Consider the following 22,012-nt stretch of genomic DNA (forward strand, 5'->3'; position numbering starts at 1 on the left):
CCGGGTGCCATGAGATCGACGTGAACCGATTTCATGATGCCATCGAGGCTGGTCCATGGGAAGGCTTGAGTGCCGCAGACCTCGGGGCGCCGGAACCCGGGACCGGCCGCCGTTCCCCGCCGCCCGCGCGCCGTCGACCCGCGCGATCCGCAGCGCGTCGCCCTCCTCGACAACCTCGATCTCGATGCCTTCATGCAGGCCGTGCTTGGCGCGCAGCGGCGCAGGGATGGTCACCTGGCCCTTGCTGTTCAGCTTCACCATGCCTCCAGCGTGTCGCGTACTACCTGTACCACCCATTACGAGCGGTCGGGCTTCAAGGCCGCGAGGAGTTCCCGCCGCCGAGCCCCAGTCGCCAGGTGGGCCGAGGTCGACGCCTGGCTGGCTTGACTTTGTCGCATGCTATGACTCATGGTTGTAAGACAAAGCTTGCGACTATGGAGGTGGTGGCGATGCGCCAGGCAGAGCACAGCGAGACCAGGAAGTGGCTGGACCAGCACGGTCTGACCGACACCGAGCCGACCCCGCTGCTGGCGACCCGGCTTGCCGTACGACGGCGGGCCAAGCTCGCCGGCGACGTCCTGTTGGCCGCATTCCTGATCGGCGCGGCGCTCACCCACACGTTGAGCCGGCTCACCGACGCCGCGTACTCCTGGTTGTCGTTGCTGCTGCTCACCGCGCTGGTGGTCGGTCTGCTGGTGGCGCAGTGGCTGCTCCGCCAGTGGGTCCGGCGCGTCGACCGGCGAGCCGGTGCGCAACTGCCCCGGCGGGTGGCCCACCCGGTCGGGTTCGGCTGGTCGGCGGTGCTCGGCCGGCCGTACGCCGTCTTCACGGTCGCCGCCTACACCGGCGCACTGGCGCTCGCGGTCAGCGTACTGCCGGTCTCCGACCCGGTGCTGCGGGCCGGGGCCGCCGTCGTGCTGATCGGGCTCACCGGTGCCGGTGCCGGCATCGTCATGCAGCTGCGTCAGGTGCTGACCAGCCCGGCCGTCGCCGAGGACGAGGCGTCCCTCACCGCCGACGTCATCATGCGGGTCGAGGACGCCCGCGCCCTCGTCATGCCCAGCCTGGTCTGGTCGCTGCCGGCCATTTTCCTGTACGGGGAGTCGCTGGGCTGGTGGAACGCGGTCGCGATCGGACTCGTCGTGGCCGGTGTCGTCGCGTTCGGCCTGATCCAGACCCGGACCACGGCTGTCGGGGCGACCGCACGGCAGGCCATGATCGTCCGATGATCGTCATCGACGCCGCCTCGCCGACGCCGCCGTACGAGCAGCTGCGGGCCCAGCTCGCCCGGCAGATCCAGGACCGGTCGCTGGCCGTCGGCACCCGGCTGCCGACGGTCCGCCGACTCGCCGCCGACCTCGGCCTCGCGGTGAACACCGTCGGCCGGGCGTACCGGGAGCTGGAGGAGGCCGGGCTGATCGAGACCCGTGGCCGGGCCGGCTCGTTCGTCACAGCCGCCGGCGATCAGGCTCTCGAACAGGCCCACCGCGCCGCCCGCGACTACGCGACGATCATCGCCAGGAGCGGCATCGACCCCGCCGAGGCGATCCGGATCGTGCAGGCTGCCCTGGGCCGCCCGGCCACACCGTGACTCACCGGCCACGCCCGCGACCGGCACCGGCGTCAGCCGGCTGCCGGTCCCGGTGGCGCAGTCGCCAGCGATCGACGCCCAGGTGCAGCAGCACCATCGGCAGTACGCCCACCACGTACCAGGCCAGGTCGGTGGGGTCGAAACGGGCGCCCAGGACCAGCCGTGCCAGCAGACTGCGCTCGGACAGCTCCGCCGGTACGCCGGTCAGCTGCAGCAGCTCGACGAGCCAGCAGAAGGCGATGGCGACCGTCCCGGCCACGATCGGCCCGGCGGCCGGAGCCAGGACGAACACGCCGGCATAGACCATCGACGCGTACAGGGCGGTGCCGGAATACTGCTGCAGCGCACCGGAACTGTCCAGCACGCCGTCCCCATCGGCCAGCACCCGGATGCCGAGCGCCACGGCGAGGAACCCGCCGGCGGCTGCCAGACCCGCCAACCGTACCCGCCACCTGAGACCCGCCACGGTGCCCGACCCTATAGCTGACCGGCCTTGTCGGTCACCGGCCGGGCAGCGGGGCCCCGGCGGATCTCAACGGGTACCGACAGACTTCAGTACGTCGATCTCGCAGCCCGGCGAGGCCGGGTCGAAGCCGTGCTCGACCCGCCAACGGATCGCCAGCAGGCTGCGTAACGACCACCAGGCGCGGATCACGGCGAGGTCGACGTCGGTGCGCGTCTGGTCGGCGTCGATCTTCAGGAACACACCTCCGGTGCTCTGGCCGGCGAGATCCATGATCATGTGAGCGCTATGGACCTCATGGCCGCGACGAGACGTCCACAGCGCTCACATGATCATGAGTTGAGGGTTGCGCCGTCGGTCGCGGACGGCCGTGTCCGCGTGGTGCTCGCAGCGCAGTGGATCGAGGAGTCCGTAGTGGCTGAGATCCGCTATGGCCAGTGTCATCCTCCCGCCCGCAGGGGTGTCCGGTTCGCGAAGTATTCGCGCCGTGTGATGATCAGCTTGGCATGGAACTGAGCGTAATAGATATTGATATGACCATGTGACAGGTGGTGCAGTTGTGCTCACTAGCGGAGTCCTCCCCACCCCCAGGAGGTCTATATGCGATTCCGCGCACCAACTGCCAACGCCGGCTCGTGGCGCAGGACCACCGTCCTGCTGATCGCGACCGTCGTCGGCCTGTTCGCCGTCGTCACCGGCCCGGTATCGGCCGACCCCAAGCCCACCGGTGTCGACCGCGACTCGATCGCCGGCCCGTACCGGGTCCTCGGGCCGAAGACCTTCGCCGACCGCGACGCGGTGGCCGGGACCGGCGCCGCGATCGACTACATCGAACACGGCATCCTCAACATCACCGCGACCCGGGCCGAGGTCAGCGCGATCCAGGCGCTCGGCTTCGAGGTTGAGGCGGTCCGCGCCCCGGTCCGGGGCACCGACGACGTGGGCACCCTGGACTTCCCGCCGTCGGACTCGGCGTACCACAACTACGCCGAGCTGACCACGGCGGTCAACCAGGTCGTCTCCAGCCACTCGAACATCGCCCGGAAGATCAGCATCGGGACCTCGTACGAGGGCCGCGACCTGATGGCGGTCAAGATCTCCGACAACGTCGCCACCGACGAGGACGAGCCGGAGATCCTATTCAACTCGCAGCAGCACGCCCGCGAGCACCTCACCGTCGAAATGGCGGTCTACCTGCTGAACCTGTTCACCGACGGCTACGGCAGCGACTCGCGGATCACCAACATCGTCAACACCCGCGAGATCTGGATCGTGCCGACCGTCAACCCGGACGGCAGCGAGTACGACATCGCCACCGGCTCGTACCGGTCCTGGCGCAAGAACCGGCAGCCGAACAGCGGCGCGGTAGCGGTCGGCACCGACCTCAACCGCAACTGGGACTACCTGTGGGGCTGCTGCGGCGGCTCGTCCGGCTCCCCGTCGTCGTCGACCTACCGTGGACCGTACGCCTTCTCCGCCCCGGAGACCCAGGCGCTGCGCGACTTCGTCGACAGCCGGGTCGTCGGCGGTGAGCAGCAGATCAAGGCCAACATCGACTTCCACAGCTACTCGGAGCTGGTGCTCTGGCCGTTCGGCTGGACCACCGCCAACACGCCCTCCGGGATGACCACCGACCAGTACAACACCTTCGCCACCCTCGGTACGCAGATGGCGGCGACCAACGGCTACACCCCGGAACAGTCGTCCGACCTGTACATCACCGACGGCAGCAGCATCGACTGGATGTGGGGCGTGCACGGCATCTGGGCGTACACCTTCGAGCTGTACCCCGGCTCGTCCGGCGGCGGTGGCTTCTACCCACCCGACGAGGTGATCCCCGCCCAGACCGCCCGCAACCGGGAAGCGGTGCTGATGTTCAGCGAGTACGCCGACTGCCCGTACCGGGTGATCGGCAAGGAGTCGCAGTACTGCGACGGCGGTGGCCCGGTCGACCCGCCGGGCAGCACCGTCTGGGCGGACGACTTCGAGTCGGCGACCGGCTGGACGACCGACCCGAGCGGCACCGACACCGCCAGCACCGGGCAGTGGGAGCGCGGCGTCGCGCAGGCCACCAGCTCCGGCGGGGCCCTGCAGCTGACCGCCTACCAGGGCAGCAACAGCCTGGTCACCGGCCGGCTGGCCGGCTCCTCGGCCGGTTCGTACGACATCGACAGCGGGGCGACCAGCGCCCGCTCGCCGGCCGTCGCGTTGCCGTCGAGCGGCACCCTCACCCTGTCGCTCGCCTGGTACCTGGCCCACCTGAACAACTCGTCGTCGGCTGACTACCTGCGGATCAGCGTGGTGCACAGTGGCGGCACGACGACGCTGTTGAACCAGTCCGGCGCGGGGAGCAACCGGTACGGGTCCTGGTCGACCGGCAGCTACAACCTGACCCCGTACGCGGGTCAGACGGTGCGGATCCTGGTCGAGGCGGCGGACGCCTCCACCGCCAGCCTGGTCGAGGCGGCCATCGACGACGTCCGGATCACCAGCTCCTGACGTCACCAGCGGTGCCGGCCCGGCTCGTGCCGGCACGCAGGGCTGCCGTGCGGTGAACATCACCGTCCGGCAGCCCTGCGCTGTCGCGGTGTCTGCCGGCCGGCGCCGGTGGGTTACCGTGCTACTGACCGCCCCGCAGCGAAGCCGGTGCGAACCCGGCGCTGTCCCGCAACTGTGATGCCCCGGCCGACGGCCGGGGCTAGCCAGGTCGCCTGCGGCGTGGTCGCGAACCGCGCTCTCGAGGAAGGGCGCCTCGCCACCTGGCCGGGGCCGGAGTCACCACCCCCGACCTGTCGGCGAAGCACCAGCCCTCGACCGACAGGAGGACCAGATGAGCAGATCCCACCCGCTGCGGGCCGCGCTGCTGCGTACCGCCGTGGTCGCCACCGCCGCGGCCCTCGCCCTGACCGGCTGCGGCCAGGCCGGCGACGGCTCCGGCGGGCCTGACGACGCGCAGCCCGGCGTCAGCCCGGAGACCGCCGCCAGCTACCCGGTCACCGTCGGTGACCTGACCCTGGAGGTACGCCCGGAGCGGATCGTCGCACTGTCGCCGACCGCGACCGAGATGCTCTTCGCGATCGGCGCCGGCGACCAGGTGGCCGCCGTCGACGACAACTCCAACTTCCCGGCCGAGGCGCCGACCACCGACCTGTCCGGGTTCACCCCGAACGTCGAGGCGATCGCCGGCTACGAACCCGACCTGGTGGTGCTCTCCGGCGACACCAACGAGGTGGTCGCCGGGCTGACCCGACTGTCGATCCCGGTCTACCTGGCCGGGGCGGCGGTCACTCTGGACGACACGTACCGCCAGATCACCGAACTTGGCGCCCTCACCGGGCACCCGGAGGCGGCGGCCGACCTGGTCGACACCATGCGGTCCGACATCGACAAGCTGGTCGCCGACGTGGCGCAGCCGGCCGAGCCGCTGAGCTACTACTACGAGCTCGACCCGACCCTCTACACGGTGACCAGCGAGACCTTCGTCGGCTCGCTGTTCACCATGGTCGGGCTGACCAACATCGCCGACCCGGCGGACCCGTCCGGGGAGGCCGGCGGCTACCCGCAGCTGTCCGCCGAGGCGCTGATCGACGCCGACCCGGACCTGATCTTCCTGGCCGACACCAAGTGCTGCCAGCAGAACGCGCAGACGGTGGCGCAGCGGGCCGGCTGGTCCACCATCACCGCCGTCCAGTCCGGTCAGGTGGTCGAGCTCGACGACGACATCGCGTCCCGCTGGGGCCCTCGGGTGGTCGACCTGGTCCGGGCGATCGTCGACGCGGTCGACGCGGCGGCGTCCTGACATGCCCGACGCGGCGGCGACTCGGCGGCGGCCCGGGCTGACCGCCGGCTGGTTCGCCGGCGCGCTGGCCGCCGTCATGCTGGCAGCCCTGGCCGGGCTGGCGTTCGGCCCGGCCAGCCTGCCGCCGCTGGCGGTCGCCGCCGAACTGCTCAACCTGCTGCCCGGCGTCGACCTGGACAGTGGACTCAACGACCGGCAGGTGGCGATCGTCACCCAGTTACGGCTACCCCGGGTGGTGCTGGCGCTGCTGGTCGGCGGCATGCTGGCCCTGGCCGGCGGCTGCTACCAGGGGGTGTTCCGCAACCCGCTGGCCGACCCGCATCTGCTCGGCGTCGCCGCCGGAGCCGGGTTGGCGGTGACTGCGGTCATCGCGCTGCGCCCCGGCACCGGGGTGCTGACCGGGCTGCCGGTGACGGTGCCGCTGGCCGCGTTCGTCGGCGCGCTCGGCGCGGTCGGTCTGACCTATTTGCTCGGTACGGGTGCCGCCGGGCCGGACCGGTCCACCGCGACGCTGATCCTGGCCGGGGTGGCGGTCTCGGCGTTCCTCGCCGCCGGGCAGACCTACCTGCTGCAACGCCACGTCGACACCATCCGGGAGGTGTACTCGTGGCTGCTGGGCCGGCTGGCCACCGACGGCTGGCACGAGGTCCGGCTGATCCTGCCGTACGCGGTGATCGCCGCCGTGGTGGTGTTGGCGCACCGCCGCGAGTTGGACGTGCTGTCGGTCGGTGACGAGGAGGCGGCCAGCCTCGGCCTGCACCCGCAACGGTCCCGATACCTGCTGCTCGCCGCCGCGTCGCTGGGCACCGCGGCGGCGGTGTCGGTGTCCGGGCTGATCGGTTTCGTCGGGTTGATCGTGCCGCACCTGGTCCGGCTGGTCGCCGGCAGCAGCTACCGGGTGATCCTGCCACTGTCGATGCTGCTCGGCGGCGCGTTCCTGACCGTCACCGACGTGGTGGCCCGGACCGTGGCCGCGCCGGCCGAGATCCCGATCGGTGTGGTCACCGCCTTCTTCGGCGCCCCGTTCTTCGTGCTGGTGCTGCGCACCACCCGCCGGACGGTGGCGCTGTGACCGGGCCGGCGTCCGGGCCCGAGACCGGGCCCGCGCTCGAGACCGCGCCCGCGCTCAAGACCGCGCCCGCGAGCACTGCCGCCGGCACCCCGGTGGTCGGCCGTGATCTGCGGGTACGTCTCGGCGGCGCGCCGGTGCTGGACGGTGTCGACCTGACCGTGGCCGCCGGCGAGTGGGTGGCGGTGATCGGGCCGAACGGGGCCGGCAAGTCGACCCTGCTGCGGGCGGTCGGCGGGCTGCTGCCGGTCGACGGCGGCCTGGAGCTGTTCGGTACGCCGATCACCCGGCTCGGCCGGCGGGACCGGGCCCGGCTGGTCGCCACCGTCGTACAGTCGCCGGTGGTGCCGGCCGGGATCGCCGTCGCCGACTACGTGCTGCTCGGCCGTACCCCGTACGTTCCGCTGCTGGGTCGGGAGTCGGCGGCCGACCTGGCGGTGGTCGACGACGTGCTGGCCCGGCTCGACCTGACCGGGTTCGCGCACCGGCGGCTGGCCACCCTGTCCGGTGGTGAACGCCAGCGGGTGCTGCTGGCCCGGGCGCTGGCCCAGGGCGCCCCGCTGCTGCTGCTCGACGAGCCGACCAGCGCCCTGGACATCGGCCATCAGCAGGAGGTGCTGGAACTGGTCGACGAGCTGCGCCGGGACCGGGGGCTGACCGTGCTGGCCACCATGCACGACCTGTCGGTGGCCGGCGAGTACGCCGACCGGCTGGTGCTGCTCGCCGCCGGCCGGACGGTCGCCGCCGGCCCGCCGGCCGAGGTGCTCACCGAGGAGAACCTGGCCCGGTACTACCGGGCCCGGGTGCGGGTGCTGCCGGGCGCGCACGGCCCGCTGGTCGTCCCGGTCCGCGACCGGGACGTTCCCGGCACGGACCGGCCCGTTCCCCGTCCGGAACCGTCAGTCGCCGGCGATCCGGATCACCGAGAAGAAGGCCCCCTGCGGGTCGTTGAGCACGGCGAACCGGCCGTGCGGCAGGTCGGTGGGCGGGACTGAGACGGTGCCGCCGAGCGCGGCGGCGTGCTCGGCGGTGGCGTCGCAGTCGTTCACCGCGAAGTACACCATCCAGTGGGCCGGCAGGTCAGCCGGCCAGTCGTCGCCGACCATCGGCATCATCCCGGCGACGGGCTGCTGCTCGACCAGCCATTCGGTGTACATGATCGGCGGGAACGGGGTGTCCCGGGTCTCCCAGTCGAAGACCGCGCCGTAGAACTCCTTCGCGCCCTCCGGGTCGCGGGTGGTCAGCTCGTTCCAGCAGAGTGAGCCGGGCACGTTCGCCAGCTCCGCGCCGGCCATGGACAGCGGCTGCCAGACGGCGAAGCTGGCCCCGGCCGGGTCGGTGAAGACCGCCGCCCGGCCCCGGTCGAGCACGTCGAACGGCGGCATCAGCACGGTGCCGCCGGCCGACTCGACGAGCTTGGCGCTCGCCTGGGCGTCCAGCGTGCCGATGTAAGTGGTCCAGGTCGGCGGCTGCCCGCCGGTGGCGACCGAGCCGGCCCCGGCGACCAGTTTGTCGTCCTTGCTGAACAGGGTGTAACCCTCGGCGTCCGGGCCGTCGGGCGGCTGCGCGGACCAGCCGAACAGTTCGCCGTAGAACCGGATCGCACCGGGCAGGTCGGAGGTACCGAGGTCGACCCAGGCGGGCACCCCGGCCGCGGCGACGGACATGGCGGATTTCCTCCTGCTGATCGGCTGGGTGGACCCTGCTGACCGAATCCTGGCACCCGGTCGACGACGGTCGGGGGAGATTCGCCGAAGCAATCGCCCGTCACCCGGAATCATGGCCCGCGCCGAGGGTAACCGCGCGCCGGGCTGATGTCACCGACCGAAGCCAGGCGGGGTGCCGGACACCGGCGGCGACGCGGGAGACCGGCCGGGACGCGGGACAGCGGGGGAGAACGATGGTACGGGTGATCGAGGTGTTGCCGGGCGACATCGACCGGGCGATCAACGACGATCACGTCCTGCTGGACCAGCTTTTCCGGCGGCTGGAGACCGGCCAGGGCGACCGGCGGATCCTGGCCGACCAGGTGGTCTACCGGATCTCCATGCACCTGGCGGCCGAGGAACAGGTCCTCGACCCGGTCTTCGACGAGCCGACGGTGACCGACCGGTTGTCCGTCGACGGCGCGTCGCCTGACGGTCCGGCCGGTCGGCGATTGACCGCCGGGTCGGCGGCCGAGCTGGTCCAGCGGGGGCGGGACACCCGTCAGCGGATCAAGGAGGCGGCGGCCGAGATCGACCGGTCCAGACCCGGGAACCTGGATTTCGAAGAAGCGCTCAACCATTTGATCGCCGACGTTCGCCGGCAGGCCGCCGACCAGGAGGGGGTGCTGTTGCCGGCGCTGCGGGCCGCGGTCGGTCCGCAGCGGATGGCCGAACTCGGGGCGCAGTTCACCGCCGCGAAGTACCGTGCACCCACCCATCCGCATCCGCAGACACCGAACACCTCCCGCAGCAGTCGGCTGCTGGGCGGCCCGGCCGCGCTGGTCGACCGGCTCCGCGACCGGACCTCGGGGCGGCGTGGCTGGTTCGCCACCGACGCGTCCGGGCTGCTGGAACCGCAGTCCCAGGCGCTGCTGGACGCGTTCGCCGCGCTCGGCCCCCGACCCACCGAGATCCTCGATCCGGCCGAGGCGCGGCGCCAGCCGACCCTGTCCGACGCGGTGGCCCGGATCCGTACCGACCGGGGGGACCTGGAGGAGCGGGAGCCGGTCGACTCGGTCTTCGACTTCGCCATCGACGGTCCCGGCGGGGAGCTGACCCTGCGGGTCTACCGGCCGACGTCGGCGTCACCGGCCGGCGGCCTGCCGGTGCTGATCTACCTGTACGCGGGTGGCTGGGTGGTCGGCAGCCTGGACACCTACGACGCCACCCCCCGGGCGCTGTGCAACAAGGAACGGTGTCTGGTGGTGGCGGTGGACTACCGGCACGCCCCGGAGCATCCGTTCCCGGCCGCCCACGACGACGTGCTCGCCGCGACCCGCTGGCTGCTGGACAACGCCGGGGAGATCGGCGGTGACCCGGAGCGGATCGCCATCGCCGGCGAGGCCGCTGGCGGCAACATGGCGGTGGCCACCTGCCTGCAGTTGCGCGACGCCGGTCAGCGGCTGCCGCTGCTGCAGGTGTTGATCTACCCGGTGACCAGTGTGACGGTCGACGACGGCTCCGGAGTGGACGCCGCCGACGCGGCGCCGCTGAACCGCCCGATGCTGAGCTGGTTCGCCCGGCACGCCTTCCCTCGCCCGGAGATGCTCGACGACCCCCGGGTGGCGTTGCTCGACCTGCCGGTGCAACGGCTCGCCGGCCTGCCGCCGGCGGTGGTGCTGACCGTGGAACGGGATCCGTTGCGCGACCAGGGGCAGGCGTTCGTGCAGCGGCTGCGGGCGGCCGGGGTGCCGGTCGAGCACATCCACTACGACGGCGTACCGCACGAGTTCTTCGGGATGGGTGCGGTGCTGGACGTGGCGGAGGCGGCCCAGGACCGGGTGGCGGCGGAGCTGCACACCGTGTTCAACCCGTCCGGTCAGTCGTCGAGCGGCTGGCCGACCGGCCTGTGAGCCTACGGGACCGGAATCAGCGGTCGGCGAGGTCGGCGATGGTGTTCACCAGACCGGCTGCGGTCTGCGGCTCCCGGGTGGTCAGCACGAGATAGCGGCCACCGGACAGCTGCACCCGGATGCCCGGACCGGATCGGGTGATCAGGGCACGTCCACGCGTGTCGGGGTGGTAGCGGTAGCCCCAGCCGCCCCATTCGGACACCCGTACCGTCGTCTGGACGGCCCCGACGACCTCCCGCGCCGGTACGCTGATCCGCGGCCATCCGAACGGACCGAATCCGATGTGGATGCCCTGCCGGTCGATGGTCAGCCGGTTGACCAGCAGCAGCATCACCAACGCCACGGTGAGCAGCACCGGGCTGGCCACCCAGACGTTGATCCAGACCGCCAGGACCCCGGCGAGCAGCAGCAACGGGACCAGGATCCACAGCCCGGTGCGGGACACCGACGTCTGCTCGGTCCACCCGGCACCGTCGGCCGGCAGCGGCACCCGGGGCAGCTCGGCGGCGGGTCGGCCGTCCGCCGCCGGCCGGGCCGGCGGCGGACCGCACGCCGCGTACGCCAGCACCGTCCAACCGGTCACCCCGACCATCAGCGCGGGAATGTGCCAGCTCGGAGCCGGTGCCCGGGTCGGGTCCAGTACATCGACCGACAGTGCCACGGTGGTCAGCCAGATCCCGGCGACGAACCCGGCGACCGCCGCGCCGATGGTGATCAGCCACCGCCGCAGCTGCCACCGCAGCCCGAGCGGCAGCACCCCGACTGCGGCGAGCACCGCCCCGGTGGCCGCGCCGATCGTGTAGCCGGTCACGCTGTTCGTCAGCGAACTGGTCGCGTCGACGACGTCGGCCGTGTTCCAGTGCATCGGTAGCCGGTCCGGCAGCCGGTGCCGCAGCACCTCGGCGGTCAACGGCACCACGGCGACCGGGAGCACAGCGAGCAGGAAACCGAGCAGCCGCCGGCCGCCGCCTCCGGCGCGGTCCTGTCCGGCCGTCCCTCCGTCGCTCACCTGGCGATTGTTTCCCAGCTGTCGCCGGGCCAACCTGGAGGGGGCGGGCGGTGTGGCGCGCGCCGTTCTGCTAGTGCCGCCGGTCGGTTCGGCTAGTGCCGGTGGTCGGTCCGGGCGTGGTCGGTCAGCGCGGGTGGCAACGGTTCGGCGTGCAGCACCGTCAACCGGGACACCGCCCGGGTCAGCACCACGTACAGCCGGTGCAGCCCACGCGGCTCGGCCGCGACGATACCGGCCGGCTCGACCACCACCACGTGGTCGTACTCCAGTCCCTTCACCTCGGTCGCGGCGACCACCGACACCCGGATCCCCGGGTCACCGCCGGCTCCGGTGACGCCGACACCGGCGGCGGTCAGGGCATCGCGCAGGCCGGTCACCGCGGACTCGGCGGCGATCACCCCGACCGAGCCGTCGTGCGTCAGCGCCGTGTGCACCTCGGCCACCGTGGCGCCGGTCAGATCATCGACGGTACGTACCGACAGCGACCCGTCGCGGCGCAGCGACACCGCCGGCGGCACGTCCACTCCGAGCGCCGGCAGCAGCCGGTTGGCCAGCTCGACCACCACCGCCGGCACCCGGAAGCCGACCGTCAGCGGCACCACGGCGGCGTCCGGCCGACCGAGGTGGGTCAGGGTCCGGCGCCAGTCGGTGGCCGCCCACGGGGCGGTGCCCTGCGCCAGGTCGCCGAGCAGGGTGACCGAGCCGTGTTCGCTGCGCCGGGCGATCGCCCGGCACTGCATCGGCGACAGGTCCTGCGCCTCGTCGATGACCACATGCCCGTACCCGGTGGGCCGGTCGAGCAGCCCGGCGACCTCGTCGATCAGCACCAGGTCGGCCTCGGCCCATCTGGTGGTGCGGACCGACCTGGCCGGTGGCCGCAGCAGCGCCGCCTGTTCGGCCTCGTCGAGCAGCCCGGTGGCGGCCGCCGCCAGCCGCTGCGAATCGGTGAGCAGCGTGGACACCACCTCGGTCGGGGTGAGCGCCGGCCAGACCCGGTCCAGCACGGCGCGTACCGGTGCCACCCGGGCCATCCGCCGCAGCCACGCGTCGCTCGGTGATTCGGCGCGCCGGGTCTCGGCTTGGCGTTGCAGCAGCGCGACGATCCGGGCCTGCACCCGTTCCCGACCGATCCGGTACGGCGGATCCTCCTCGCGGACCGTCCGCACGATGCGGTGCAGCGCCTCGACGCCGATCCGCCAGCGGTAGGAGCCGTCCGGCACCACGATCGACTCGTCCGGTTCGCCGAGGTACGCCTCGACGGCGCGGCGCAGCACCTGCGCCATCCTGGGGTCGTGTTTGAGCACGGCGGCGGCCGGGGTGTCCTCGGCCCGTACCGGCACCGAGTCGATCAGGTCGGTGACCGTGCACTGGGCCACCTCGACCTCGCCGAGGGCGGGCAGCACGTTGGCGATGTAGGACAGGAACACCCGGTTCGGTCCGACGATCAGCACTCCGGCCTTGCGTAGCCGTTCCCGGTGCGCGTACAGCAGGTAGGCGGCCCGGTGCAGGCCGACCGCGGTCTTGCCGGTGCCGGGCGCTCCCTGCACGCAGATCGACTCGGCCAGCGCGGCCCGGACCAGCTCGTCCTGTTCGGGCTGAATGGTGGCGACGATGTCCCGCATCGGGCCGACCCGGGGCCGTTCGATCTCGGTGGTCAGGATGCGGGAGGCGGTGCCGAGCTCCTCGCCCCGGTCGAGGTGTTCGTCCTCGAAGCTGGTGAGTTCGCCGCCGGCGTAACCGAACCGGCGGCGGACCCGTACCCGCTGCGGGTCGCGGGCGCTGGCCTGGTAGAAGGCCCGGCTGATCGGCGCACGCCAGTCGAGGACCAGTGGTTCGCCGGTGTCGTCGGCGACATGCCGGCGGCCGATGTGGTGCCGACTGATCTGGTGCCGGCCGGCCAGCAGCCCGCCCGGATCGGGCTCACGGCCTGGCTCAGGGTCGTCTTCGAGCTCGTCGAGCTCGTCGAGCTCGTCGAGATCAAGATCGAGGTCGGGATCGTCTTCGACGTCGAGCCGGCCGAAGAACAGCGGCGTGTCCGGGTTGTCGGCCAGCTCGGCGACCCGGCGGGCCAGGTGCCGGCCCAGGGTCTCGGCGGTGTACGCGTCCCCGGCGACCCGGTCGCCGGTGCTGAACAGGGCTTCGGCCCGGTCGCGCATCCGGGCGAGCGCGGCGCGGGACGCGGTCAGATGGGCGCGTTCGGCGGCGAGTTCGCCGTCCAGATCGGGTGCAGGGCGGTCGGGAGTGGGTGCGGGGTGGTCGAGGTCGGGTGCGGGCATGCTGACTCCTGGCTGGGATCGCCGGCGTGCTCGCTCGCGTGTCCGGACCCGGGTCGGCCGGTGCCCGGCGCGGGGGACGTCCGCTGCGGTGCGACTCACCGCGGCCGTCAAGCGGCCATCGACTTTACCCCTGGCCCGTCGCGGGTCAACCGATTTCCCTGCTGTGCCGGGCGTGCGGGGTTGCCGGCCGATCTGCTCGACGGGTGCCCGGGGGTGCGGGGTGCGCCACAGGCCGGGCCGCCGCCGGGCGTGGCGACCGCCCGACGGCTACCGTGGAGATCATGAGTCACGGTGACGGGGGCGGGGGCGGCGGGCTGCGCCGACCACGGGTCGGGCACATCCAGTTCCTGAACTGCCTGCCGATCTACTGGGGGCTGATGCGCTCCGGCGCGCTGCTCGACGTCGACCTGCACAAGGACTCCCCCGAACGGCTCGGTGCCGCCCTGGTCGCCGGCGACCTGGACATCGGCCCGATCTCGTTGGTCGAGTACCTGCGGCACGCCGACCAGTTCCTGCTGCTGCCGGACATCGCGGTCGGTAGCGACGGGCCGGTGCTGTCGGTGAACGTCGTCACCACCCGGCCACTGGGCGAACTGTCCGGCCGCCCGGTGGCGCTCGGCTCCACCTCACGTACCGGTGTGCTGCTGGCCCGGATGCTGCTGGCCGAGCGGTACGGCGTCGAACCGGACTACTTCACCTGCCCGCCGGATGTCACCCAGATGCTGCTGGAGGCCGACGCCGCCGTGCTGATCGGCGACGTCGCATTGCGGGCCCACCACGAGGCGCCGGCGCGCGGTCTGGCCGTCACCGACCTGGGGCAGGCGTGGCGGGACTGGACCGGGCTACCGATGGTCTTCGCCGTCTGGGCGGTCCGCCGTGACTTCGCCGCTGCCCACCCCGGCCAGGTCAAGGAGGTCCACCAGGCGTTCCTGCGATCGCGTGACCTCTGCCTCGCCGAGCTCGACGAGGTGGCGCGGTCCGCCGCTCGGTGGGAGCCGTTCGACGCGCCGACCCTGGCGTCGTACTTCCGGGCGTTGGACTTTTCGCTCGGCGACCGGCAGGTGGCCGGGCTGCGGGAGTTCGCCCGGCGGGCGGCCCGGTCGGGTGCCGCCCCGGCGTTGCCGCCGGCCGGTCCCGAGTTCTTCCTGCCCTGACCGCCTGCTCTCTGCCCTGACCGGGCCCCGACGGTTCAGTGCCCGGCCCCGACGGTTCAGTGCCCGACCGAGGTGACCGTCGCTGCCCGCAGCTGCTCGGTCACCGCGCGACAGATCTGCCCGCCGTACGTGAACGGCCGGTCGGCCGGGAACCGGGTCATCACCCCGATGGTCCACCCGTCGCCGATCGCCAGGCAATTGACGTGCCACTCCTGCTCATCGTCGCGGATCACCCAGCCGTTCTTGATGGCGATCCCGTCGGCGTCGTCTGTCGGGAACGCCTCGATCACCCCGAAATCGCCTGGACTGCGTACGCTGCGCATTTCGGTCAGCAGCCAGTCGGTCCACTCGGCGCCGGCCGCCCGGCCGTCGGCGATGCACGCCCCGATCCGGGCCACGTCGCGGGGGGAGAGCCGGGTGGTGCTCCACCGGTTCTCGGTCGAGCTGCGGCTGTCGGTGAGCCCGCAGATCCGGATCATCCGCTCGGTCGCCGCGGTCCGGCCGATCTCCTGCCACAGCTCCTCGGCGACCTGGTTGTCGCTGTCCCTGATCATGATTTCGAGCTGCCGCATCCGGAAGTCGCTCGGCGACCGGCCCGCTTCGGCCGAGGTACGCAGGTAGTCGGCCGCGATCCACGCCTTGATCAGCGACGCCGTGGTACTGGTCGCGGCCAGGTTGGCCGATCCGTGGATCTCTCCGGTCCGCTGGTCGAGCATCGCCCACGACCACCAGCCGTCGATGCCGTCCAGCCGTACCGTGGTCGGCGCGATGGCCAGCGGTGACAACGTCGGGTCGGGCTCCGGAGTCGGGCTCTCGCTCGGGCCAACCGTCAAGGTCGACGCCGGCTGACGCCAGCGGGACTGCTGGTCACTCGGCTCTTCGTCGGCGGCGGCCAACGGCACGTCGGGAACCAGCCGCAACCCGGCGATACCGGCGACGCCCAGAGCGACGACACCGATCACGATCAGCGGCGTACGCCACCTGGCCCGGGAGTGGCGGGCCACGCCGCCCACTTGCCCGGTCACCAGCCGACCAGGTCGGCCGGCCATCAGCCAGGAGGGTCGGCCGGCCATCAACCGACCCGGTCGGCCGGTGAACAACCGGCGCAGTCGGCTGGTGAACAACCGGCGCAGTCGGCTGGTGAACAACCGGCGCAGTCGGCGGGTCGACGGAATCCAGGAGGTGGGTGGCATGTCACCCGGCCGGTGTCGCCGGGGGCGGCAGCTCGGCGGGCAGCTGGATGGCGGCGCCGACGTGTGGGGTGACGAGTTGCCGGGTTACCTCGCGGCAGATGCCCGACCCGTACTCGAGGCCGTAGCGGCCCGGGTACCGGGTCATCACCGCCAGCACCCAGTCGTCGTGTACGGCCAGGCAGTTGAGATGCCACAGGCCGTCCGCCCAGATCAGCGTCCAACCGTTCTTGATGCCGACCGGCGACTCCCGCAGCAGGCTCTCCGGCAGGCCGTCGATGATGCCCCAGCGGCCCCCGCCGGAGGCGGTCTCCTGCTCGGACGCGGCGGTCCCGCCCCGTACCTGGGACATCTCGTCGAGCACCCAATCGGTCCAGAAAGGGCCGGCGGCGGTGCCGTTCTTGACGCACTCGCCCATGAGCACGGCATCGCGGGCGGACATCTGGGTGTAGCTCCACCAGACGTGGTCCTCCTTCGGCGGTACGACCATCCGGGTCTGCTGCAGGCCGCACATCTTGATCATCCGGGCGAGGACCTCGTCGCCGCCGGCCTCGTAGTACAGCCGATCCGTGGCCCGGTCGTCGCTGTCGCGGATGGCCAGGCTGGCCTGCTGCAGAACCTCGGGCTTGGGCTCGGCGTCGTCGAGTCTCCGCAGGTAGTCAGCGACGATCCAGATCTTGATCATCGATTCGGTGGAGCTGGTCTCGGTCATGTTGGCCGAGCCGCCGATCTCGCCGCTGTCGCGGTCCAGCAGCGCCCAGGTCATGAAACCGTCGACCGGGACCGAGACCGGTACGGCCCGCAACGTCGGAACGGCCGGCGGCTCGGGGGACTCGGCCATGGCGAGGGCCGGATCGGTCAGCTCGACGACGGACCGGTTGGCGTCCGGCCCGGTCCCGCCGACGAACCGGGCCGAGGCGGTGGGGATCACCAGAACGGCACCGACCACCAGGGCTGCCAGCACGACAGTGAGTGTCACGCGTGAACTCATGGAAGGCGGCTCCGGGGAGTGAATCGGTGATTTCAGCTCGTCGGTGCTCTGGCGGGTTACGTCGGTGAGGGAAGGTCCTCGTACCGGGTGTTTCTGGAAGTGCGGGTCTTTTGCCGACAAATGCGGGTCAGGTGGGCCGGTGTGCGCCTCGACGCCGCCGCGCCATTGGGCAGTTTACGGGGCGAATCTCGGAGTGCCAGCCCTCGCGCGCCGGAGATCTCAGGGGATGAGTGACGAATACACCTGATTCGTCCAATTAGCTGAGTATTTTCAGGATAATAAGTGGATAAAAGTCATGTTCGCGGGGATACATCCGGTCACTCGTTGCGCCAGCCTGGTCTCTGGCAGTGAAGATTCTTCGAGTGCTGTTACAGGGCTTGGCTGCGACTGGGGTTTCTTGTAACACTATGTCGGTGGACGGTGACGACGCCCAGACGGTGAGTGGCGCCCGCAGCGGGATTCTCGACGAGGTCGAGGCCGCCGAAGCTGCGCTGCGCGACGCGGCGCTGCGCGGCCGGATCCCTGGTCCACGCGCCGCCGACGATCCGACCTGTCCCGACAAACCGGGCGATCCCGACCGGGACTTCATCGAGATGATCGACGCCGACCAGAAGATCGAGCCGCGCGACTGGATGCCGGACGGCTACCGGCGCACACTGATCCGGCAGATCGCGCAACACGCGCACTCCGAGATCATTGGCATGCAGCCCGAAGGCAACTGGCTGACCCGGGCGCCCAGCCTGCACCGCAAGGCGATCCTGCTGGCAAAGGTCCAGGACGAGGCCGGCCACGGGCTGTACCTGTACGCCGCGGCGGAGACCCTCGGCATCAGTCGGGAAGAGTTGGTCGACCTGCTGCTCGCCGGCCGGCAAAAGTACAGCTCCATCTTCAACTACCCCACGCTGACCTGGGCAGACGTCGGCGCGATCGGTTGGTTGGTGGACGGCGCGGCGATCATCAACCAGGTCCCGCTGTGCCGCTGCTCGTACGGCCCGTACGCCCGTGCCATGATCCGCATCTGCAAGGAGGAGTCGTTCCACCAGCGGCAGGGCTACGAGATCCTGCACACCCTCGCGCACGGCACCCCGGCTCAGCATCAGATGGCCCAGGACGCGGTGGACCGCTGGTGGTATCCGTCGCTGGCGATGTTCGGGCCGCCGGATGCCGACTCGACCCATTCGGGGCAGTCGATGCGCTGGAAGATCAAGCGGTTCTCCAACGACGAGCTGCGCCAACGCTTCGTGGACATGTGCGTCCAGCAGGTCGGCCCGCTCGGGCTCACCCTGCCCGATCCCGAACTACGGTGGAACGAGCAGCGTCAGGCGTACGACTTCACCCCGCCGGACTACGACGAACTGCTCCGGGTGATCCGCGGCGACGGGCCGTGCAACCGGCAGCGGCTCGCCCACCGGCGGGCCGCGCACGCCGCCGGCGGCTGGGTCCGCGAGGCGGCCCGGGCGTACGCGGAGAAGCAGGCCGACCGGCGGAAAGCCGGCGACACGACGGCCGGAGTGGGCGTCGCGACGGCCGGAGTGGGCGCTCCGCCGGTCGGAGTGGGTGCCGGATGAGCGGCGAACCGGCCCGGACCCCGCCCACCCCGCTGTGGGAGGTCTTCATCCGGTCCCGGCGCGGGCTTGCCCACACCCACGTCGGCAGCCTGCACGCGCCGGACGCGACGCTCGCCCTGCGGCACGCCCGCGACCTGTACACCCGCCGGCAGGAAGGCGTCTCGATCTGGGTGGTACCGGCGGAGTCGATCACCGCGTCCAGCCCCGACGAGAAGGGCGCCTTCTTCGACCCGGCAGCCGACAAGGTCTACCGGCACCCGACCTTCTACCAGGTGCCGGACGGAGCGCGGCACCTGTGACCACGACACCCCCCGACCAGCTGCTCTGCTGGGCCGACGACGCGTTGATCACCGCTCAGCGGCTGGCCGCCTGGTGCGCCCGCGCCCCCGAGCTGGAGGAGGACGTCGCGCTCACCAACATCGCGCTCGACCAGCTCGGCGTGGCCCGGCTGCTGCTGTCGTACGCCGCCGAGCAGCTCACCCCCGATGCGGTGCCGGCCGCGCCGGCTGACCAGCCGGTTACCGAGGACACCCTGGCGTTTCTCCGCTCCGACCAGGAGTTTCGCAACTGCCTGCTGGTGGAGCTGCCGGACGACGACTACGCGGTGACCATCGGCAAGCTGCTGTTCCTCGCCGCGTACCAGGTCCGGCTCTACGCCGTGCTGAGCGCCGGCGCCGACCAGCGGCTCGCCGCGATCGCCGGCAAGGCGGCCAAGGAGTCCGCCTACCACCTCGACCACGCGCGGCTGTGGACCCTGCGGCTCGGCGACGGCACCGAGGAGTCGCACCGTCGCATGCAGTACGCGGTCGACGAACTCTGGCCGTACACCTATGAGCTGGTCGCCCCGGTGCCCGGCAGCGGCCTGGCCGACCTGCGGTCCGACTGGCTCGCCACGGTCGGTCCGATCCTTGCCGAAGCGACCCTGGCCGCGCCTGGTGGCGGCTGGCGGCCCGGCGGCGGTCGGCTGGGCCGGCACACCGAACACCTGTCGTACCTGCTGGCCGAGATGCAGGTGGTGCACCGGGCCCACCCGGGTGCGCGATGGTGACCGGAAGCCCCGCAGCCGCTGGCGGGGCCGGGTCGGCAGCCCGGGCGGCGGTCGAAGCCGTCGTCGACCCGGAGATCCGCGTACTCACCATCGCCGAGCTCGGCATCCTCCGTGCCGTCGAGGTCACCGAGGCCACCGGCGCGGTCCGGGTGACGATCACTCCCACCTACAGCGGGTGCCCGGCGATGGAGCTGATCCGGGCCGAGATCCGGGCGGCGCTGCACCGGTCCGGCTTCACCGACGTCGCGGTCGTCACCGAACTGGCGCCCGCGTGGAGCACCGACTGGATCACCGAGGCGGGCCGGCACAAGCTCGCCGCCGCCGGGATCGCCCCACCTGCGTCGGCCGCCACCGGTCCAGTGCCGGTCCCGTTGGCCGTACGCTGCCCGGCCTGCGGCTCACCGCGCACCGAGCAGCTGAGCCGATTTGGTGCCACGGCCTGCAAGGCGCTGTGGCGGTGCCAGGACTGCACCGAGCCGTTCGAGCAGATGAAGGCGTTCTGATGGCGGTGACGATCAGCCGACCGGCGCGCCGGCGTCCGGTGTTCCACCCGCTGGCGGTCGCCAGCGTCGACCAGCTCACCGTGGACGCTGTGGCGGTCACCTTCGCCGTACCGCCCGAGCTGCGCGACGCGTACCGGTTCCGGGCCGGACAGCATCTGACCGTACGGCTGGTCGAGCCGGCCGGTGGCCCGGAGATCCGCCGCTCGTACTCCATCTGCTCGACCCCGGCGGAGCTCGCCGACCACGGCCGGCTGCGGATCGGCGTGCGGCACGTCGCCGGTGGCGCCTTCTCCGGGTACGCGGTGCGCCAACTCGCCGCCGGGGCCACCGTGGAGGTGATGCCGCCGCTCGGGCATTTCACCACCGGGTTCGAGCCGGGCCGCAGCCGGTACTACGGCGCGCTGGCCGCCGGCTCCGGCATCACCCCGGTGCTGTCCCTGCTCGCCACCGGGCTGGCCACCGAGCCGGACAGCCGGTTCAGTCTCGTCTTCGGCAACCGGTCCGCGCACACCGTGATGTTCGCCGACGAGATCGCCGACCTGAAGGACCGGTACCCGGACCGACTGCAGGTGGTGCACGTGCTGACCCGGGAGACGCAGGACGCGGAGCTGCTCACCGGGCGGATCGACGCCGCCCGGTTCGACCGGCTGCTGGACACCGTGGTGCCGGGCGATCAAGTAGACGAATGGTTTCTCTGCGGACCATATGGGCTGGTCATGGCGGCCCGACAGGTGCTCGCCGAGCGGGGCGTGCCGGACGGTGCCGTACACAGCGAACTCTTCCACGCCGGGGACGCGCCGCCGGCCGGAGCCGACGCGGTGACCGATGTCGGTGCGGCACCTGACGCCGAAGTGACCGGCTCGGAGGTGACCGGTGCCGAGGTGGCCGGCACCGAGGTGACCGTACTGCTCGACGGGCGGGCGTCGACGGTGCGGACGCGGCCGGGCGAGCGGGTGCTCGACGCGGCCCTGCGGGTCCGGTCCGAGCTGCCGTACGCCTGCAAGGGTGGGGTCTGCTCCACCTGCCGGGCGAAGATCGTCGACGGCGCGGTGACGATGGCCCGCAACTATGCCCTGGAGCCGGACGAGGTGGCCGCCGGTTATGTGCTGACCTGCCAGTCGACGCCCACCACGCCGACGCTCACCGTCGACTACGACGCCTGACGTCGCTGGCGACGACGGCTGTCGGGGCGTCACGGGGATGATCGTCGATCGAGCTGGTCGAGCAGTTGGCGGGCCTGCGCGTGGGAGGTGAGCCGGATGAACCGCAACCGGCTCCATCGGGGGTCGACCGAAGCCTCCTGCAGCCGGCTGCGGTAACGGGCGTGCTGTTGCCAGGCCCAGACGATGATCGACTCCTCCGGATCCAGGCTGAACACATTTGACCAGCGTTCCCGGTTGCCGTTCCACAACTCCACCCGGCGCGCCGCGCGGCGTACCGTACGTCGGACGATCTGCTGCATCACCTGCCGGCGCGGCAGGTCGAACCAGATCACCGTGTCGGCTCGCCGCCAGATCAGGTCGCGCACCGTCGAGTAGTTGCCGTCCACCACCCAGCCATCGCCGGAAACGGCAGCCGCCACCCGTTCCCGGAACTCCGGTTCCGGCGTCGGCTGCCAGTCCTGCTGGTGGAACAGGGCGTCCAACTCGGTGTGCGGCACACCGAGCCGTACGGCCAACTCGGCGGCCAGAGTCGACTTGCCCGACCCCGGTGCCCCCATCACCGACACCCGTCGCACCTCGCTGCCCCTTTCTGTCGTGCTGCCTGTCCTGTCGTGCTGCCCCTGCCTACC

At 71.7% G+C, this 22,012-nt stretch carries 20 protein-coding genes, 2 pseudogenes and 1 riboswitch; of the genes and pseudogenes, 13 read left to right on the top strand and 9 right to left on the bottom strand.

Features of this window, described 5'->3' with window-relative positions; translation table 11 throughout:
• Nucleotides 1-193 precede the first annotated feature (193 nt).
• Nucleotides 194-297: pseudogene (locus O7629_RS33670) on the bottom strand (AbrB/MazE/SpoVT family DNA-binding domain-containing protein); the annotation flags it as partial.
• Between the two features lie 152 nt (nt 298-449).
• On the opposite strand from O7629_RS33670, the gene O7629_RS29115 reads away from it, so the two are divergent.
• Complete coding sequence (locus O7629_RS29115; protein ID WP_278173270.1) at nt 450-1,229, top strand: hypothetical protein; 780 nt, start codon at nt 450-452, stop codon at nt 1,227-1,229.
• Nucleotides 1,226-1,591 (top strand): GntR family transcriptional regulator, encoded by a 366-nt coding sequence (locus O7629_RS29120; RefSeq protein ID WP_278173272.1) that lies wholly within the window; start codon nt 1,226-1,228, stop codon nt 1,589-1,591. Before O7629_RS29115 ends, O7629_RS29120 begins: the two co-directional genes overlap by 4 nt.
• Before the next feature lies 1 nt (nt 1,592).
• On the opposite strand, the gene O7629_RS29125 is transcribed toward O7629_RS29120, so the two are convergent.
• Nucleotides 1,593-2,057, bottom strand: a complete 465-nt coding sequence (locus tag O7629_RS29125) for a DUF2809 domain-containing protein (protein ID WP_278173273.1) — start codon at nt 2,055-2,057, stop codon at nt 1,593-1,595.
• 66 nt (nt 2,058-2,123) lie between these two features.
• Nucleotides 2,124-2,333, bottom strand: a complete 210-nt coding sequence (locus tag O7629_RS29130) for a hypothetical protein (protein ID WP_278173274.1) — start codon at nt 2,331-2,333, stop codon at nt 2,124-2,126.
• A gap of 321 nt (nt 2,334-2,654) precedes the next feature.
• On the opposite strand from O7629_RS29130, the gene O7629_RS29135 reads away from it, so the two are divergent.
• From O7629_RS29135 to O7629_RS29150, 4 genes and pseudogenes are all read left to right on the top strand, one after another.
• Nucleotides 2,655-4,553 carry a M14 family zinc carboxypeptidase gene (locus tag O7629_RS29135; RefSeq protein WP_278173275.1) on the top strand — a complete coding sequence of 633 codons (1,899 nt, stop codon included), beginning with the start codon at nt 2,655-2,657 and terminating at the stop codon, nt 4,551-4,553.
• A 143-nt stretch (nt 4,554-4,696) separates the two neighbouring features.
• Nucleotides 4,697-4,761: riboswitch (cobalamin riboswitch) on the top strand.
• A gap of 123 nt (nt 4,762-4,884) precedes the next feature.
• On the top strand, nt 4,885-5,853 hold the full coding sequence (locus O7629_RS29140) for an ABC transporter substrate-binding protein (protein ID WP_278173276.1): 969 nt from the start codon (nt 4,885-4,887) through the stop codon (nt 5,851-5,853).
• Nucleotides 5,854-5,929: 76 nt separating this feature from the next.
• Nucleotides 5,930-6,925, top strand: coding sequence for an iron ABC transporter permease (locus tag O7629_RS29145; protein ID WP_278174716.1), 996 nt, complete (start codon nt 5,930-5,932; stop codon nt 6,923-6,925).
• A 92-nt stretch (nt 6,926-7,017) separates the two neighbouring features.
• Nucleotides 7,018-7,773, top strand: a pseudogene (locus O7629_RS29150) (ABC transporter ATP-binding protein); the annotation flags it as partial.
• 48 nt (nt 7,774-7,821) lie between these two features.
• On the opposite strand, the gene O7629_RS29155 reads toward O7629_RS29150, so the two are convergent.
• Nucleotides 7,822-8,589 (bottom strand): VOC family protein, encoded by a 768-nt coding sequence (locus O7629_RS29155; RefSeq protein WP_278173277.1) that lies wholly within the window; start codon nt 8,587-8,589, stop codon nt 7,822-7,824.
• Nucleotides 8,590-8,831: 242 nt separating this feature from the next.
• On the opposite strand from O7629_RS29155, the gene O7629_RS29160 reads away from it, so the two are divergent.
• A complete protein-coding gene (locus tag O7629_RS29160; protein WP_278173278.1) occupies nt 8,832-10,481 on the top strand; it encodes an alpha/beta hydrolase in 1,650 nt (549 codons plus the stop codon).
• Nucleotides 10,482-10,497: 16 nt separating this feature from the next.
• Here O7629_RS29160 and O7629_RS29165 read toward each other — a convergent pair whose 3' ends face one another.
• Nucleotides 10,498-11,490 (bottom strand): hypothetical protein, encoded by a 993-nt coding sequence (locus O7629_RS29165; protein ID WP_278173280.1) that lies wholly within the window; start codon nt 11,488-11,490, stop codon nt 10,498-10,500.
• Between the two features lie 92 nt (nt 11,491-11,582).
• On the bottom strand, nt 11,583-13,766 hold the full coding sequence (locus O7629_RS29170) for an AAA family ATPase (RefSeq protein WP_278173282.1): 2,184 nt from the start codon (nt 13,764-13,766) through the stop codon (nt 11,583-11,585).
• Between the two features lie 281 nt (nt 13,767-14,047).
• On the opposite strand from O7629_RS29170, the gene O7629_RS29175 reads away from it, so the two are divergent.
• Nucleotides 14,048-14,920, top strand: coding sequence for a menaquinone biosynthesis protein (locus tag O7629_RS29175; RefSeq protein ID WP_278173284.1), 873 nt, complete (start codon nt 14,048-14,050; stop codon nt 14,918-14,920).
• A gap of 56 nt (nt 14,921-14,976) precedes the next feature.
• Here the strand turns inward: O7629_RS29175 and O7629_RS29180 are convergent, their stop codons facing one another.
• Both O7629_RS29180 and O7629_RS29185 read right to left on the bottom strand, forming a co-directional pair.
• Nucleotides 14,977-16,113 carry a hypothetical protein gene (locus O7629_RS29180; RefSeq protein WP_278173286.1) on the bottom strand — a complete coding sequence of 379 codons (1,137 nt, stop codon included), beginning with the start codon at nt 16,111-16,113 and terminating at the stop codon, nt 14,977-14,979.
• A gap of 1 nt (nt 16,114) precedes the next feature.
• Entirely contained in the window at nt 16,115-17,101 is a 987-nt protein-coding gene (locus O7629_RS29185; protein ID WP_278173288.1) for a serine hydrolase, read from the bottom strand.
• 407 nt (nt 17,102-17,508) lie between these two features.
• On the opposite strand from O7629_RS29185, the gene paaA reads away from it, so the two are divergent.
• Genes paaA through paaE form a run of 5 tightly spaced genes read left to right on the top strand, consistent with a single transcriptional unit; the run spans nt 17,509 to nt 21,383 of the window.
• Nucleotides 17,509-18,669, top strand: a complete 1,161-nt coding sequence (paaA, locus tag O7629_RS29190) for a 1,2-phenylacetyl-CoA epoxidase subunit PaaA (protein ID WP_278173290.1) — start codon at nt 17,509-17,511, stop codon at nt 18,667-18,669.
• Nucleotides 18,666-18,968 carry a 1,2-phenylacetyl-CoA epoxidase subunit PaaB gene (gene paaB, locus O7629_RS29195; RefSeq protein ID WP_278173292.1) on the top strand — a complete coding sequence of 101 codons (303 nt, stop codon included), beginning with the start codon at nt 18,666-18,668 and terminating at the stop codon, nt 18,966-18,968. The genes paaA and paaB overlap by 4 nt, the downstream gene beginning before the upstream one ends.
• Nucleotides 18,965-19,717, top strand: a complete 753-nt coding sequence (gene paaC, locus O7629_RS29200) for a 1,2-phenylacetyl-CoA epoxidase subunit PaaC (protein ID WP_278173294.1) — start codon at nt 18,965-18,967, stop codon at nt 19,715-19,717. Before paaB ends, paaC begins: the two co-directional genes overlap by 4 nt.
• Nucleotides 19,714-20,220 (top strand): 1,2-phenylacetyl-CoA epoxidase subunit PaaD, encoded by a 507-nt coding sequence (paaD, locus tag O7629_RS29205; protein WP_278173295.1) that lies wholly within the window; start codon nt 19,714-19,716, stop codon nt 20,218-20,220. Before paaC ends, paaD begins: the two co-directional genes overlap by 4 nt.
• A complete protein-coding gene (gene paaE, locus O7629_RS29210; RefSeq protein ID WP_278173296.1) occupies nt 20,220-21,383 on the top strand; it encodes a 1,2-phenylacetyl-CoA epoxidase subunit PaaE in 1,164 nt (387 codons plus the stop codon). The genes paaD and paaE overlap by 1 nt, the downstream gene beginning before the upstream one ends.
• Before the next feature lie 29 nt (nt 21,384-21,412).
• On the opposite strand, the gene O7629_RS29215 is transcribed toward paaE, so the two are convergent.
• The gene (locus tag O7629_RS29215; protein ID WP_278173298.1) at nt 21,413-21,958 is read right to left on the bottom strand and encodes an adenylate kinase; all 546 of its coding nucleotides are present in this window, start codon (nt 21,956-21,958) and stop codon (nt 21,413-21,415) included.
• Between the last annotated feature and the right edge of the window lie 54 nt (nt 21,959-22,012).

Source organism: Solwaraspora sp. WMMD792 (assembly GCF_029626105.1).
In the GTDB taxonomy this organism is placed as follows: domain Bacteria; phylum Actinomycetota; class Actinomycetes; order Mycobacteriales; family Micromonosporaceae; genus Micromonospora_E.